The sequence below is a fragment of the Variovorax sp. DAIF25 genome, assembly GCF_050711835.1.
Taxonomy (GTDB): Bacteria; Pseudomonadota; Gammaproteobacteria; order Burkholderiales; family Burkholderiaceae_C; genus Variovorax.
In genome coordinates this window covers 972,961-987,862 of record NZ_CP136636.1, presented here as the reverse complement: position 1 = coordinate 987,862, position 14,902 = coordinate 972,961, and the positions used below count along the sequence as shown (strand labels likewise).

General features: G+C 71.1%; 15 protein-coding genes. 12 read left to right on the top strand and 3 right to left on the bottom strand.

Translation table 11 applies throughout. From position 1 onward, the window contains the following. Positions 1-21 precede the first annotated feature (21 nt). Positions 22-867 carry an ammonia-dependent NAD(+) synthetase gene (nadE, locus tag R0232_RS04470; protein ID WP_093353800.1) on the top strand — a complete coding sequence of 282 codons (846 nt, stop codon included), beginning with the start codon at positions 22-24 and terminating at the stop codon, positions 865-867. 1 nt (position 868) lies between these two features. On the opposite strand, the gene R0232_RS04465 is transcribed toward nadE, so the two are convergent. Further along, positions 869-1,783 carry an AraC family transcriptional regulator gene (locus tag R0232_RS04465; protein ID WP_431511355.1) on the bottom strand — a complete coding sequence of 305 codons (915 nt, stop codon included), beginning with the start codon at positions 1,781-1,783 and terminating at the stop codon, positions 869-871. Positions 1,784-1,902: 119 nt separating this feature from the next. Between R0232_RS04465 and R0232_RS04460 the strand changes: the two genes are divergently transcribed. Then, complete coding sequence (locus tag R0232_RS04460) at positions 1,903-2,694, top strand: fumarylacetoacetate hydrolase family protein (protein WP_057593206.1); 792 nt, start codon at positions 1,903-1,905, stop codon at positions 2,692-2,694. Positions 2,695-2,698: 4 nt separating this feature from the next. Next, positions 2,699-3,244 (top strand): YbhB/YbcL family Raf kinase inhibitor-like protein, encoded by a 546-nt coding sequence (locus R0232_RS04455; protein ID WP_431511354.1) that lies wholly within the window; start codon positions 2,699-2,701, stop codon positions 3,242-3,244. A gap of 18 nt (positions 3,245-3,262) precedes the next feature. Here the strand turns inward: R0232_RS04455 and R0232_RS04450 are convergent, their stop codons facing one another. After that, a complete protein-coding gene (locus R0232_RS04450; protein WP_431511353.1) occupies positions 3,263-4,300 on the bottom strand; it encodes a LacI family DNA-binding transcriptional regulator in 1,038 nt (345 codons plus the stop codon). A gap of 186 nt (positions 4,301-4,486) precedes the next feature. On the opposite strand from R0232_RS04450, the gene R0232_RS04445 reads away from it, so the two are divergent. The 8 genes from R0232_RS04445 (at position 4,487) to R0232_RS04410 (ending at position 13,185) form a co-directional block, all read left to right on the top strand. Continuing rightward, positions 4,487-5,839, top strand: coding sequence for a GntP family permease (locus R0232_RS04445; RefSeq protein WP_296795576.1), 1,353 nt, complete (start codon positions 4,487-4,489; stop codon positions 5,837-5,839). A gap of 13 nt (positions 5,840-5,852) precedes the next feature. Continuing rightward, positions 5,853-7,412 carry a gluconokinase gene (gene gntK / locus R0232_RS04440; RefSeq protein ID WP_431511352.1) on the top strand — a complete coding sequence of 520 codons (1,560 nt, stop codon included), beginning with the start codon at positions 5,853-5,855 and terminating at the stop codon, positions 7,410-7,412. Between the two features lie 38 nt (positions 7,413-7,450). Then, the gene (locus R0232_RS04435) at positions 7,451-8,464 is read left to right on the top strand and encodes a helix-turn-helix domain-containing protein (RefSeq protein WP_431511351.1); all 1,014 of its coding nucleotides are present in this window, start codon (positions 7,451-7,453) and stop codon (positions 8,462-8,464) included. A 59-nt stretch (positions 8,465-8,523) separates the two neighbouring features. Next, positions 8,524-8,727 (top strand): hypothetical protein, encoded by a 204-nt coding sequence (locus R0232_RS04430; RefSeq protein ID WP_093353787.1) that lies wholly within the window; start codon positions 8,524-8,526, stop codon positions 8,725-8,727. Between the two features lie 239 nt (positions 8,728-8,966). After that, positions 8,967-9,467, top strand: coding sequence for a pyridoxamine 5'-phosphate oxidase family protein (locus R0232_RS04425; RefSeq protein ID WP_431511350.1), 501 nt, complete (start codon positions 8,967-8,969; stop codon positions 9,465-9,467). Between the two features lie 14 nt (positions 9,468-9,481). Next, positions 9,482-11,725 carry a hypothetical protein gene (locus R0232_RS04420; RefSeq protein ID WP_431511349.1) on the top strand — a complete coding sequence of 748 codons (2,244 nt, stop codon included), beginning with the start codon at positions 9,482-9,484 and terminating at the stop codon, positions 11,723-11,725. Positions 11,726-11,744: 19 nt separating this feature from the next. Then, positions 11,745-12,371, top strand: a complete 627-nt coding sequence (locus R0232_RS04415) for a helix-turn-helix domain-containing protein (protein ID WP_431511348.1) — start codon at positions 11,745-11,747, stop codon at positions 12,369-12,371. A gap of 52 nt (positions 12,372-12,423) precedes the next feature. Beyond that, positions 12,424-13,185, top strand: coding sequence for a sulfite exporter TauE/SafE family protein (locus tag R0232_RS04410; RefSeq protein WP_431511347.1), 762 nt, complete (start codon positions 12,424-12,426; stop codon positions 13,183-13,185). A gap of 10 nt (positions 13,186-13,195) precedes the next feature. Here R0232_RS04410 and R0232_RS04405 read toward each other — a convergent pair whose 3' ends face one another. Further along, positions 13,196-13,828: a response regulator gene (locus R0232_RS04405; protein WP_057593235.1), complete on the bottom strand. Its 633-nt coding sequence runs from the start codon at positions 13,826-13,828 to the stop codon at positions 13,196-13,198. 431 nt (positions 13,829-14,259) lie between these two features. Here R0232_RS04405 and R0232_RS04400 point away from each other — a divergent pair, with 431 nt between their 5' ends. Beyond that, positions 14,260-14,736, top strand: a complete 477-nt coding sequence (locus tag R0232_RS04400; RefSeq protein ID WP_431511346.1) for a response regulator — start codon at positions 14,260-14,262, stop codon at positions 14,734-14,736. Positions 14,737-14,902 lie beyond the last annotated feature (166 nt).

The following is a 14,902-nucleotide window of genomic DNA, read 5'->3' as shown; positions in this document are numbered from 1 at the left end:
GAACCCACGGAGACCTTTTCCATGAGCACCGAACTGTCCCCCGTCGACGCCACGCAGCGCGAGATCATCGCGGCGCTGTCCGTCGCCCCCGTGTTCGACGCCGCCGCCGAGCTCGAGCGGCGCGTCGAGTTCCTCGCCGCCTACCTGCGCCGCACCGGTCTGTCGACCTACGTGCTGGGCATCAGCGGCGGCGTGGATTCGCTGACTGCCGGCTGCCTCGCGCAGCGCGCGGTCGAGCGGCTGCGCGCCGAGGGCCGCGAGGCCACCTTCATCGCGATGCGGCTGCCCTACGGCGTGCAGAAGGACGAGGCCGAGGCGCAGGCCTCGCTGGCCGTGATCCGGCCCGACCGCCTGCTGACGGTGGACGTGCGGCCCGCGGCCGACGCGATGCTCGCGGCGCTCAAGGCCGGCGACCTCGCCTTCCGCGACGCGGCGCACGAGGACTTCGTGCTCGGCAACATCAAGGCGCGCCAGCGCATGATCGCGCAGTTCGCGGTGGCGGGCGCGCACAACGGCATCGTGATCGGCACCGACCACGCGGCCGAGGCGCTGATGGGCTTCTTCACCAAGTTCGGCGATGGCGCGGCCGACATCACGCCGCTGACCGGCCTCAACAAGCGCCGCGTGCGCGCGGTGGCGCAGCTGCTCGGCGCGCCCGATGCGCTGGTCTACAAGGTGCCCACGGCCGACCTCGAGTCGCTGGTGCCGGGCAAGCCCGACGAGGATGCGTTCGGCGTGACCTACGAACAGATCGACGACTTCCTCGAAGGCAAGCCGGTGTCGGCCGCGGCGCGCGAGGTCATCCTGTCGACGCACCGCAAGAGCGCGCACAAGCGCGCGCTGCCGGTCGAGCCGCCGGCGGCCTGAGCTACGGCCCGGGCCGCGCCGGCGACTGCGCGCGGAACTCGCGCGGCGTCAGCCCCATGTGCTGCCGGAAGCGCCGGCTGAAATAGACCGCGTCGGCGAAGCCGCATTGCCGCGCGATGTCGGCGATGCGGCCGTCCGAGCCCAGCAGCAGCTCGCGCGCGCGTTCCAGCCGCCTTTCGGTCACGAGCTCGGTGAAGGTGCGCTGGGTCTGCTTCTTCAGCAGGTGCGCGAGGTAGTTCGGCGACAGCATCGCGGCCGCGGCCGCGTCGTTGAGCGACATCTCCTCGCCCAGGTGCTCGCGCACGTAGTGCAGCACGCGCTGCAGCGCATCGCGCCGCGAGCTGTGGCCGCGGTGGCGCGCCGCCTGCTCGTGCAGCGCCGCCTCGTGCCTTCGGCAGGCCAGCGAGAGCATCTGCAGCAGGATGCCGCGGATCGCGCCGCCGGCCGCGAAGCGCCCTTCGCGGTTGAGCGCCGACAGCTCCTCGAGCCAGCCGAGGATGCGCGCGAAGTCCTCGGCCTCGAAATGGAAGTCCACGTACTCCTGGAACAGGAAGGGCGCGAGTTCGGGATGGCGCGCGATCGGCACCTCCTCGAGATCGAGCGGCTCGACCGCCAGCTCGGGCCAGAGGAAGGACTGGTCGAAGTTGACGATGGCATAGCACGCGCCCGGCGGATGCGGCACCACGTGCAGCCGGTACGGCAGCACGAAGCTCAGGCAACCCGCGCCGAAGGGCCGCGCGGCCCCGCCGATCAATTGCTGCGACTCGCCCTCGATGCCGACCTGGATCTGGAAGTACTCGTGGCGGTGCGGGCGCGCGAGCACGTCGCGCGCGCCCTCGAAGCGGATGTCGAAATCGAGGTGGTCGGCGCGCTCCTGCATGCCGTAGAGGCGATGGCTCGAGGTCGAAGCGGGCATCGCGCGATGGTACGCCCGGGCCCCGGGTGTTGCCTGCGTCCTGCTTTTGCGTAGATGCGTGCGCAAGCGCGGGCACCCGGGCTCCCAGAATCGTCCGGCTACTACCGAAGGAGACCGACATGAGCAATTCCTCCCGCCGCGGCCTGCTGGCCGGCGCCGCCATGGCCACCGGCGCCATCGCCGGCTGCGCGCTGCCCGCGGGCGCCGCGCGCAACGCGAAGACGCCGTTCGACGTGCCCGCCGCGACCATCCCGATCGCCGGCAGCGACCAGGTGTTCCCGGTGCGCCGCATCTACTGCATCGGCCGCAACTACGCCGCGCATGCGCGCGAGATGGGCTCCGACCCGACGCGCGAGCCGCCCTTCTTCTTCCAGAAGCCGGCCGACGCGGTGCAGGTGGTGCTGCCCGGCACCGTGGCCGACCATCCCTATCCCACGCTGACGAAGAACTACCACTACGAGGCCGAGCTCGTGGTGGCGCTCGGCAAGGGCGGGCGCGACGTGTCGATCGACGATGCGCTGGGCCTGGTCTACGGCTACTCGCTGGGCCTGGACATGACGCGGCGCGACCTGCAGCGCGGCATGGGCGACCAGAAGAAGCCCTGGGAGATCGGCAAGAGCTTCGACCATTCGGCGCCCGTGGGCCCGATCCATCCGGTGGCGCAGGTCGGCCATTTCAGCGACGGCGCGATCTGGCTCAAGGTCAACGGCGAGACGAAGCAGAGCGCCACGCTCAAGCACATGATCTGGTCGGTGGCCGAGCAGATCAGCCGGCTGTCGCAGGCCTTCGAGCTGCAGCCCGGCGACATCATCTACGCCGGCACGCCCGAGAACGTGGGCCCGGTGGTGCGCGGCGACCTGATCGAGATCCACATCGACGGGCTGCCGAACCTGTCGGTCAAGGTGGTCTGACGCCATGAGGAACACCACACGCCTCCTCGGCACGGCCCTGCTGGCCGGCCTCGCGTTCGGCGCCCAGGCCGCGGGCATGAAGGTCACGTCGAGTGCCTTCGCCGACGGCGCGACCATTCCGAAGATCCACGCGGGCGACGCACCGGGCTGCGGCGGCCAGGGCGTGTCGCCGCCCGTGGCCTGGAGCGACCTGCCCGCGGGCACGCGCTCGGTCGCGGTGCTGATGAGCGATCCCGATGGCGGCAAGGGCCTCGGCGTCTCGCACTGGGTGGCCTACAACATCCCGGCCGCCAAGGGCCAGTTGCGGCAGGGCGAGGGCCAGGCCGCGAACGCTGGCTTCACCGTCGGCAAGAACGTGGCCGGCGCCCTCGCCTACCGCGGCATGTGCCCGCCGGCCGGCGACCTGCCGCACCACTACGTGCTGACGGTGATCGCCACCGAGGCCGAGCCGGGCTCGCTGCCCGAGGGCCTGACGCGCGACGAACTGCTGGCGGCGCTCAAGGGCCGCACGCTGATGGGCCAGAGCGTGGTGGGCCTCTACGGGCAGTGAGCGACACGGCGCGGCGGCTCAGCTGCTCTGCCGCACCACGAGCTCGAAGCCCAGGTCCACGGTGCGCCGCGCGTCCGCCACGGGCTCGTCGCGCATCAGCGCGAGCAGCATGCCGGCCGCGCGCTCGCCGATCTCGCGGCGCGGCGTGCGCACGGTGGTCAGCGGCGGCAGCATCTGGTCGCTGCCGCCGAGGTCGTTGAAGCCCGCGATCGCCACGCGCTGCGGCACCGGCACGCCGGTGCGCAGCGCGGCCAGCAGCCCGCCCTGGGCCAGGTCGTCGTTGCAATAGAAGATCGCGTCGAGGTCCGGATGGCGCGCGCGCAGTTCCTCGAACTGGCGCCCGCCGAGCGCGAGCGAGGTGGGCCCGGGCGTCAGCAGCTCGAGCGCCGGGTCATGGCAGCCGGCCGCGCGCAGCGCCTCGCGGTAGCCCGCCAGGCGCTGCAGCACGCGCGGATCGAGCTGGCCCGCGGCATAGGCGATGCGGCGGCGGCCGCGCGCGAGCAGGTGCTCGACGATGGCGCGGCCCGCGTCCTGCTGCGAGAAGCCCACGCTATGGATGCCGGGCGCCTCCGAGGTCTCCATCAGGTGCACGCAGGGCGCGTCGCTGGCCTCGAGCAGGCGCGTGGCGCCCGCGCTGCGGTCGAAGCCGGTCAGCAGCAGGCCCGCGGGCCGCTGCGAAAGGTAGCTGCGCAGCAGCGCCTCCTCCTGCGCGGGGTCGTAGTGGGTCACGCCGATCAGCGACTGGAAGCCGTGCGGCGCCAGCGTGTCCTGCACCGCCTCGAGCAGCTCCACGAACAGCTGGTTGGTCAGCGACGGGATCAGCACCGCCACGTGCGAGCTGCGTGCCGAGGCCAGTGCGCGCGCCGCCACGTTGGGCACGTAGCCGAGCGCGTCGACCGCGGCCTGCACCCGCGCCTTCAGGTCGGGCGCCACGTTGCGCGCGCCGCGCAGCGCGCGCGAGACAGTGATCGGGCTCACGCCCGAGACGCGCGCCACGTCGTCGAGGGTCACGCGGCTGGAAGAACGGGAGCGCGGGCGCTCGGGGGCATCGGCCATGGCGAAATCTAGGGTTACTACCGATCCGGGATTGGACAGCGCTGTCCTAGGATAGCGCTGTCCCGGCCCTTGCCGCCTCGGAAAAACCCGAGGATGCTTCAGAGGCTGGTTTTTTTGGGTTGTGCAGGATAGCGCTATCCCGACCCTGCCGGCCGCCTTTGCAGCGCCCGGCTTCAGGAGACAGACATGTTCGGAATGAGCAAAGAGGTGTTCCTGCTCGTCGACGCCCTGGTGGCGATCCTCGGGCTCATCCTTCTGATCACGCGCTGGCGCGTGCACCCCTTCATCGCGCTGACCCTGGCCGCGGGCTTCCTCGGCCTGACCTCGGGCATGCCGGTGGACCTGGTGATGAAGTCCTTCCAGGACGGCTTCGGCGGCGTGCTGGGCTTCGTGGGCATCGTGCTCGGCCTGGGCACCATGCTCGGCAAGATGATGGCCGAGTCGGGCGGCGCCGACCGCATCGCGCGCACGCTGATCGACGCCTTCGGCAAGGAGCGCGTGCACTGGGCGATGATGTTCGCGGCCTTCCTGGTCGGCATCCCGCTGTTCTTCGAGATCGGCTTCGTGCTGCTGATCCCGCTGGTGTTCATCGTGGCGCGGCGCACCGGCGTGTCGCTGATCCGCATCGGCATTCCGCTGTTGGCAGGCCTGTCGGTGGTGCACGGCCTGGTGCCGCCGCATCCGGGGCCGCTGCTGGCCATCGGCGTGTTCGGCGCCGACATCGGCAAGACCATCTTCTACGGCCTGATCGTCGGCCTGCCCACCGCGATGATCGCGGGCCCGATCTTCGGCAAGTTCATCTCGAAGTACGTGCCCGGCGAGGCCTCGCCCGAGCTGCTCGAGCAGCTGGCGCGCGAGCCCGAGGCGCGCGAGCTGCCGGGCTTCGGCGTCACGCTGCTGACGGTGCTGCTGCCCGTGGGCCTGATGCTGCTGAAGACCTTCGCCGACGTGGCGCTCGACGAGAAGAACATCGTGCGCCAGTGGATGGACTTCATCGGCCACCCGATCACCGCGCTGCTGGCGGCGCTGCTGCTGTCGCTCTACACCTTCGGCTATGCGCGCGGCTTCACGAGCAAGCAGATCATGAAGTTCGTCGACGACAGCCTGGCGCCCACGGCGGCCATCGTGCTGATCATCGGCGCGGGCGGCGGCTTCAAGCAGATGCTGGTGGCCAGCGGCGTGGGCAACGCGATCGGCCACATGGCGCTGAACGCGCAGGTCTCGCCGATCCTGCTGGCCTGGCTGGTCGCGGGCCTGATCCGCATCGCCACCGGCTCGGCCACGGTCGCCACCATCACGGGCGCGGGCATCGTCGCGCCGCTGGCCACCATGGTGCCGGGCGTGAACCGGGAGCTGCTGGTGCTGGCCACGGGCGCGGGCTCGCTGATCCTGTCGCACGTCAACGACGCGGGCTTCTGGCTGGTCAAGCAGTACTTCAACATGACGGTGGCCGAGACCTTCAAGACCTGGACCGTGATGGAAACGCTGATCTCGGTCGTGGCCATCGTCTTCATCATGCTGCTGAGCATGGTGGTCTGAGGAGGAAGCACCCATGGGCCGCACCGTCATCGGCGTCGACATCGGAACCACCAGCACCAAGGCCGTGGCCTTCACGCCCGCGGGGCGCGTGCTGGCCCATCACGCGGTCGGCTACCCGCTGCTGCAGCCCGAGGCCGGCGCCGCCGAGCAGGATCCCGAGCAGATCTTCCAGGCCGTGCTCGCGGCCATCGCGGGCTGCGTGCAGGAGAGCAAGGCCGCGCCCGTCGACGTGCTCGCCGTGTCCTTCAGCGCGGCCATGCACAGCCTGATCCTGGTCGACGGCGCGGGCGCGCCGCTCACGCCCAGCATCACCTGGGCCGACCAGCGCGCCGCGCCCTGGGCCGAGCGCATCCGCGACGAATGGGACGGGCTCGCGATCTACCGCCGCACCGGCACGCCGATCCATCCGATGTCGCCGCTGGCCAAGCTGGTGTGGCTGCGCCACGAGCGCGCCGAGCTGTTCGCGCGCGCCGAGCGCTTCGTCGGCATCAAGGAGTACGTGTTCTTCCGGCTGTTCGGCCAATGGCAGGTCGACCACTCGATCGCCTCGGCCACGGGCCTGTTCAACATCGAGCGGCTGGCCTGGGACGAGGGCGCGCTCGCGCTGGCCGGCGTGCGCGCCGAGCAGCTCTCGCGGCCGGTGCCCACCACCTGGCACATCGAGGGCCTGGCGGCCGACGTGGCGGCGAAGCTCGGCCTGGCCGAGCACACGCCCTTCGTGATCGGCGCCAACGACGGCGTGCTGTCGAACCTCGGCGTCAACGCGGTCTCGCCCGGCGAGGTGGCCGTGACCATCGGCACCAGCGGCGCGATGCGCACCGTGGTCGACCATCCGATGACCGACCCCGAGGGCCGCACCTTCTGCTATGCGCTGGCCGAGCGGCGCTGGGTGGTGGGCGGTCCGGTGAACAACGGCGGCATCATCCTGCGCTGGGTGCGCGACGAGTTCGCCGCGGCCGAGGCCGAGACCGCCAAGCGCCTGGGCATCGACACCTACGAGGTGCTCACGCGCATCGCCGAGCGCGTGTCGGCCGGCAGCGAGGGGCTGGTGTTCCATCCCTTCCTCACCGGCGAGCGCGCGCCCTACTGGAACGCCAACCTGCGCGGCTCCTTCTTCGGCCTGGGCATCCACCACCGCAAGGAGCACATGATCCGCGCGGTGCTCGAGGGCGTGATCTTCAACCTGCACAGCATCCTGCCGGCGGTCGAGGCGATCGCCGGCCGCAGCGCCCACATCAAGGCCACGGGCGGCTTCGCGCGCTCGGGCATGTGGCGCCAGATGATGGCCGACGTGTTCGACCGCGAGGTGGTCGTGCCCGAGAGCTTCGAGAGCTCCTGCCTCGGCGCCGCGGTGCTGGGCCTCTATGCGCTGGGCCATGTCGATTCGCTCGACGTGGTGGCGGGCATGGTGGGCGCCACGCACCGCCACACGCCCAATGCGAAGAACGCCGCGCTCTACCGGCAGCTGCTGCCGGTGTACCTCTCGCTGCCGCGCAAGCTCGGCGAGGAATACCGGCTGCTGGCCGCGTTCCAGCAGCAGACGGCCGCGCCGCCGCCGCCGCGCCGCGGTTGACGCGGCCCCACCCTCGAACGTCCGTTGGAGATTCGGTCTTGCTGAACACGATCCCCCCGGCTTCCGCCTCCCGCGCCCACACGCCCAGCGCGCCGCGCCCCAAGCTGCCGCTGTCGACGGTGGCACCGCGCCCGCGCGGCGGCGCGCGCGCCCGCGCACTCGATGCGCGGCGCAACGCCGCCGCCGCCGCGCCCGAGCCGGCCGACACGCGCGTCACCCTCCACTGCGAAAGCTCGCCCACCTCGTCGGCCCGCAGCCAGGAAACGAACTGCCTGCACGAGCACGAGCTGCACCTGATCGGCGCCGCGCCCGCGCGCCTGCGCGTGGGCCAGGGCCTCGACGAGGAAACCCATCGCTTCGCGCCCGGCAGCCTGGTGCTGCTGGGACCGCGGCTGCCGCACAGCCTCGCGTTCGAGCACCATCCGCTGCACGGCGGCGGCAATGCCGGCGGCCTGGTGCTGCGCTTCGGCGACGAGCCGCTGCGCCGCGGCATGGAGCTGTTTCCCGAACTGCGCGACGCGGCGCCGCTGCTGGCGCGCGCGCGGCAGGGCGTGCATTTCGTGGGGCTGGGCGACGGCATCGTCTCGCGGCTGCGGCGCATCGAGATGCTGCAGGGCCTGGCGCGCTTCGCCGAGTTCACGGTGCTGCTCAACGAACTCTCGCAGTGGTCCGAGTACCGGCTGCTGGCCGACGCCGCCTTCACCGACGATTCGCTCGGCGAGCATGGCGCCGCGCTGCGCATCCACAAGGCGCTCGACCACATCCGCGACAACTACGCCGAGGGGCTGTCGCTGGCCGAGGTGGGCGCCATCGTCGGCATGCGCGAGAACGCCTTCTCGCGCAGCTTCCGCCGCGCCACCGGCCAGACCTTCACCGACTTCGTGATCGGCCTGCGCGTGGCACGCGCCTGCCGCCTGCTGGCCTCCACGCGCCAGCACGTGAGCAGCATCTGTTACGAGGTGGGCTTCAACAACATCTCGAACTTCAACCGGCATTTCCGCCGCATCAAGGGCATGACGCCCGGCGAGTTCCGCGCTGCGGCGCGCAGCTGAGGAAGATTCGTCGCCCACGGCCTACAGACACGGTCCGCCGATCGGATCAAGGTCGAGCCATGACACATCCGATCGAACTCATCGTGGACGAGCCGGCACCCGGATCCTTTGTCTGGCGCCTGCTCGAGACCGACGACAGCGGGGGTCATCCCCGCGTGCTGCGCAGCGCCTTCGACCCTGCCGACAGCTACGAAGTGGCGCTCGCGACCGGCGAGCGTGCACTGCACAGCGAAATACGCCAGCGCGCGGCCACCGCGGCCTGAGCGCGCTGCGGTTTCTCTCTTCCTGGATCGGCGGGCTCGCGCGGCCCGCGGCGCATGGCTGCGCCGCGCCGGCTCGCGATCGCACCCCGCCCGCTGTCGGCATCGGATGACATGGCCGTGCGCCGTGTGACCGCGCGACAGCCCCGGCTCGCACCGTACGGTGATCCCCAGACATCGGCACTTCGCCGGTCGATCCCCCGCTTTTTTCTTCCATCCCTTTCGTCTTGAAGGAGACCTCCATGACCGCCACCACCACCGACCAAAGCAAGCTCTGGGACCTGATCAAGGACACGCGCTACGGCATGCTCACGCACCGCCACGGCGACGGCCAGTTGCACAGCCATCCGCTGACCACGCAGAACAAGGACGGCGACGAGGCAGGCACGCTCTATTTCTTCGTGCCGAAGAACGGCGACATCGCGCGCCATGTGGCGAGCGATCCGGTCGTGAACATCGCCTATGCCAACACCGACAGCGACAGCTACGTGTCGATCTCGGGCCGCGCCGAACTGCGCGAGGACGCCGCCAAGAAGCGCGCCCTGTTCAGCAAGATGGTCGAGGCCTGGTTCCCCAAGGGCGTGGACGATCCCAACCTCGGCCTGCTGGCCGTGGACGTGGTCGAGGCCGAGTACTGGGACGTGGACGACAGCAAGATGGTCCAGCTCTACAAGATGGCCAAGGCCGCCCTCACCGGCGAGCCGCCGAAGAACCTCGGCGAGCACAAGAAGGTCGCCGTCTGAGGGCAGCCGGAGCGATGACAGAGGCAACGACCGCACAAGCCGCCGGCACGCCCGGCGCCACGGCCCCCTCGCCGGCACCGCACCGCTGGCAGTTCATGCGCGCCGGCGGCGTCGACCAGGTGGTGTTCCGCAGCGGCGAGGACATCGCGCGCATCGCCGAGCTCGACCAGAAACTCTGGGTCGCGCTGGCCTGCCCCACGCGTGGCATCGACTTCGATCCGCGCACGCTGGATTTGATCGACACCGACCGTGACGCGCGCGTGCGCCCGCCCGAGGTGATCGCGGCCTGCCAGTGGGCCTGCGAGCGGCTGCGCAGCGCCGACGTGCTGCTCTCGGGCGGCGGCACGCTGTCGCTCGACGACCTCGACGGCACGAAGGCGCCCGGCGCCGAACTCGCGAAGGAGGGCCGGCGCATCCTCGACCTGCTCGGCCGGGAAGACACGAACACGCTCACGCTGGCCGACATCTCCGACCGCGGCGAATGGCTGGCCGCGATGCGCTTCAACGGCGACGGCGTGGTGACGCCCGAGACCGCCGAGGACGAGGCGCTGCGCGCGACCATCGCCGAGGCGATGCGCAGCCACGGCAGCACGCCCGACCGCCACAAGCAGACCGCCGGCATCGACCGCGCGCGCGCCGAAGCCTTCATGGCCGACGCGGCCGCGATGCGCGACTGGTACGCCAAGGGCGCCGACGCCGCGCTGCTGGCGCTCGGCGACCGCACGCTGGCCGCGGCCGAGGCCATGCGCAAGGTGGCGGCCAAGATCGACGATTTCTTCGCGCGCTGCCGCGTGGCCGCCTACGACGTGCAGGCCGTGACGGCGCTCAACCCTTCCGCCGAGGCCTACGACGCGCTCGCGGGCCACACGCTCGATGCCAATGCGCACCCGATCGCCGAGCTGCCGCTGGCGCCGATCACGCCGCACCGTTCGCTGCCGCTGCGCGGCACCAGCCTCAACCCGGCCTGGGCCGAGGCCATCGCGGCCTTCGCGCGCGACGCTGTGACGCCGCTGCTCGGCGCGCGCGACACGCTCGAGGACGATGAATGGCAGGCGCTGCGCCAGCAGCTCGGCGCCTGCGAGGGCTGGATCGCGGCGCGCCCGGCCAACGCGCTCGCGAGCCTGTCGCACGAACGCATCGAGGCGCTGCTCGCCACGCGCGAGGCGCTGCTGGCGCTGATCGCCGAGGACGAAGCGGCCGAGAGCCACAACAAGCTGCTGGTCGATCTCGAGAAGCTGCTGCGGCTGCAGCGCGACCTCAAGCTGCTGCTCGACAACTTCGTCTCGTTCAAGGCCTTCTACCGGCGCGAGGGCGCGATCTTCCAGGCCGGCACGCTCTACCTCGACGGGCGCAGCTGCGAGCTCACGGTGCAGGTGCAGGACACGGCCAAGCACGCGGTGCTCGCGGGCCTCGCGAAGACCTGCCTGGCCTACTGCGACTGCACGCGGCAGGGGCAGAAGATGAGCATCGTCGCGGCCTTCACCGCGGGCGACGTGGACTTCCTGTTCGTCGGGCGCAACGGCGTGTTCTACGACCGCCAGGGCCGCGACTGGGACGCCACCATCACCAAGCTGATCGAGAACCCGACCAGCGTGGCGCAGGCCTTCTTCGCGCCCTACAAGAAGTTCGTCCGCATGATCGAGGAACAGGTGGCCAAGCGCGCGGCCGCGAGCGAGGCCGGTTCGCAGACGGCGCTGCAGTCGCTGGCCGGCAAGGTCGCGACCGCCGACCAGGCCGCGGGCACCGATCCCGCGAAGGCGCCGGCCAAGCCGCCGCTGCCCGCCACCAGCCGCGTCGATGTCGGCACGGTGGCCGCGATCGGCGTGGCACTCGGCAGCATCAGCGCGGTGCTGGTCGGCATCTTCGGCAAGTTCATCGACCTGGGGCAATGGATCCCGGTGGCGCTGGTCGGCATCGTGATCGCGATCTCGGGCCCGAGCATGCTGATCGCCTGGCTCAAGCTGCGCCAGCGCAGCCTGGGGCCGATCCTCGATGCCAGCGGCTGGGCCATCAACGGCCGCATGAAGGTCAACGTGCGGCTCGGCGGCATGCTGTCGCAGACCGCGCACGTGCCGCCGGGCGCGCGGCGGATCGCGCCCGATCCCTACCGCGAGCGGCACGGGCTCACGGGCGCGGTGGCGGCCGTCTGCATCGTCGGCGCGGTGGCGGTGCTGGCCTGGCGCATGGACTGGCTCGACGAGCAGCTGCCGCCACAGCTGCAGCACGACCCGGCCGCGGCGAGCGCACCGGGCGCCTGAGCGCGCCAATAATCGGGCCATGACCCCGCCCGATGCCGCCCCGCCCTGCTGGCACTACGCGCCGGCGCCGCACGACGGCGTCGAGCTCGCCCACTGGCAGGGCACGCAGGTGCCGCTGCTGCAGCCGCACTTCCATCGCCAGACGCAACTGAGCTTCGTGCTGCGCGGCAGCCGCGTCGTCGAGGCCGGCGGTCAGCGCTTCGAACTGCGGGCCGGCGACTGCCTCGCGATCCCGGCGGGCGTGGCGCATCGCGGCCTCGCGCACGCGCACGCGGGCACGGTCTGCCTCAACGTCTACGCGCCGGCCGAGCGCACGGGCGCGGCCTGCGTGCTCGACGGCCAGGCGCTCGATGCGCTCGAGTGGCACGAACCGGTGTCGAGGATCGCGCGGCGGCTCGGCCTGGGCCGCGAGGCCTTCACGCGCCGCTTCGCCGCGCAGACCGGGCTGCCGCCGCATGCCTGGCGGCTGGTCGACCGGCTCAACGTCGCGCGCGAGCGGCTGCGCGGCGATGCCGAGCTGGCGGATCTCGCGCTCGAGCTGGGCTTCACCGACCAGAGCCACCTGGGCCGGCACTTCCGCCGCGTGTTCGGCGTGTCGCCGGGCCGCTACCGGCGCGGCATGCGGCCTCCCTCACAAACGTCCTAGATCGAAGCCGCGCGCGTTCCTAGCATCCCGTCTTTTGCACGGGAGGTGGGCGATGGAACCGATGGTCACGGCGCTGCTGTTCGCGGCCGGCGTGGTGGGCGGGGTAGTCAATGCGATCGCGGGCGGCGCCACGCTGATCACCTTCCCGGCCATGCTCGCGGCCGGCCTGCCGCCGGTCGTGGCCAATGCATCGAACGCGGTCGCGATCTCGCCGGGCCATCTGCTCGCCGCGGTGGCCGACCGCGAGAAGCTGCCCGCGGCCGACCGCCGGCTCGCGCTCTCGCTGGCCGCCGCCACGCTGGGCGGCATCGCGGGCGCGCTGCTGCTGCTCGCGCTGCCCGAGGCCGCGTTCCTGCAGCCGGTGCCGCTGCTGATCGGCCTCGCCACCGCGCTGTTCGCGTTCGCGCCGCGGATCCAGGCCTGGGCCGCGCGGCGGCGCGAGGGCGCGGCGCCGAATGCGCTCGCGGGCACGGCCGCGCTCACGGCCGTCTCGGTCTATGGCGGCTTCTTCGGCGCGGGACTCGGCGTGATGCTCAGCGCGCTGCTGGCGATCGAGGACCCCGACGACATCCGGCGCGTGAAGGTGATGAAGAACCTGCTGGCCACGGCCGTCAGCCTGGCGGCCATCGTGATCTTCATCGCGCGCGGCACGGTGCAATGGCAGGCCACGCTCGCGATGCTCGCGGGCGCGCTGCCCGGCGGCTGGGCCGGCGGTCAGCTGGTGCGGGTGCTGCCCGCGCAGGCGGTGCGGCGCGCGGTGATCGCGGCCGGGCTCTTCATGAGCGCGTACTACGCGGCGCGGATCTGGTTCTGAAGCCGCGGCTTCAATCGATCAGCTGCGCCTTCATCGCGTAGTAGGTGAGGTCGCTGTTGGTGTTGAGGTGCAGCTTCTCGAGCAACCGCGTGCGGTAGGTGCTCACGGTCTTGACCGACAGCGACAGCGCGTCGCCGATGCTGCCCACCGATTCGCCCTTGGCGAGCTTGAGGAACACCTGGAACTCGCGCTCCGACAGGTGCTTGTGCGGCGGCGCGTCGTCCTTGCGGTCGAGCTGGTTGGCGAGGATCTCGGCCACCGAGGGCGTGATGTAGCGCCGGCCCAGCGCCACGGTGCGGATCGCGTTGGCGATCTCCTCGGGCTCGCAGTCCTTGTTGAGGTAGCCCGAGGCACCCTGGCGGATCAGGTTCACCGCGTAGTGCTCCTCGGGGTAGGCGCTCAGCACGAGGATGCCGAGGTCGGGGGCTTTCGCGCGGATCATGCCGAGCGCGTCGATACCGCTCTGGCCGGGCATCGAGAGGTCCATCAGCAGCACGTCGAGCTCGGTGGTGCGCACGAGGTCGATCGCCTCGCGGCCCGACGAGGCCTCGCCGGCGACGCGGAATTCCACGAAACCCGAGAACAGCGCCTTCAGGCCCTCGCGAACCACGGCATGGTCATCCACTATTCCGATCTTGATCATGATGCGTTTCTCCTGGTCCATTCACATGAGGCGCCCGGAATTCGGGCAGGGCGCAACGATGCCATAGCGAAGGCCCGTGCGGCAGGCCTCGCACCCAACACGGGCCCTTGTCCTGCACGGGAATGGAACGGCGTCTTGCGCGATCGCCGGACTGCGCCGACACGGCGCTGCCTCCGGGTGCGAAAAGGGTAGGAAGCGAGGAATTCCTTGGCGTTCGCCGTGGCCTCGCGCCCGGGCCCGGCCTTCGGGCGCGCGGCGCATTCCCCGCGCCCGCACGCGGTGCCGTCCGACAGACGCATCCTCTTACGCTGGTTAGCTTGGGATGCAATCCCTTCATCCACCACACACATTCATTCGGCATCGCCCTGCCGCCTGTCGCGTCGACGTCTTGCGCCGAAGCCCCGGGTGCACGGCATTTCCGTCATCCCGACATGAACGCCACCGCCAGCACGCCCTCCGCACCTTCGGCACCCTCCGCGAACGCACCGAGCTTCGTCGACCGCCCTTCCTCCTTGTCCTCCGATTCACCACCGTCCGCCGACCCGAACCGATTGCGCATCCTCGTGGTCGAGGACGACGCGGACGCGATGGCCGCCTCGCTCGAGGCCCTGCGCGCGATCGGGCACTGGGCCACGGGCGTGCGCAGCGCCGAGTCGGCGATCACGCGCTACATGCGCGGCGCCTTCGACCTGCTGATGCTCGACGTGGGCCTGCCGGGCCTGTCGGGCAAGGACCTCGCGGCCAAGCTGATGGCGATCGAACGCATCCCGGTGATCTTCGCCTCGGGCGAACCCGAGCCCGCGCAACCGCCGGCCGGCAGCGTGTGGCTGCGCAAGCCCTATGCGCTCGAGGATCTCAACCGCGCACTCACGCGCGCCTGCTCGGGCCCCGTGCGCGACGCGGCCTGATCGATTGAACGGGGCCGCGCGGCCCCTTCTTTTTTCTCTCTTCCTGCTCGCCAACCCGCGCGAGCGCGCCGTCCTTCGCAACGCCTGCGCGTTGCATCGGTGTTCCATTTTTCCGGACGGCTTCTTCTCCGACAGATCGAAGCGGTGAACGCTTCGACGCAAGCAC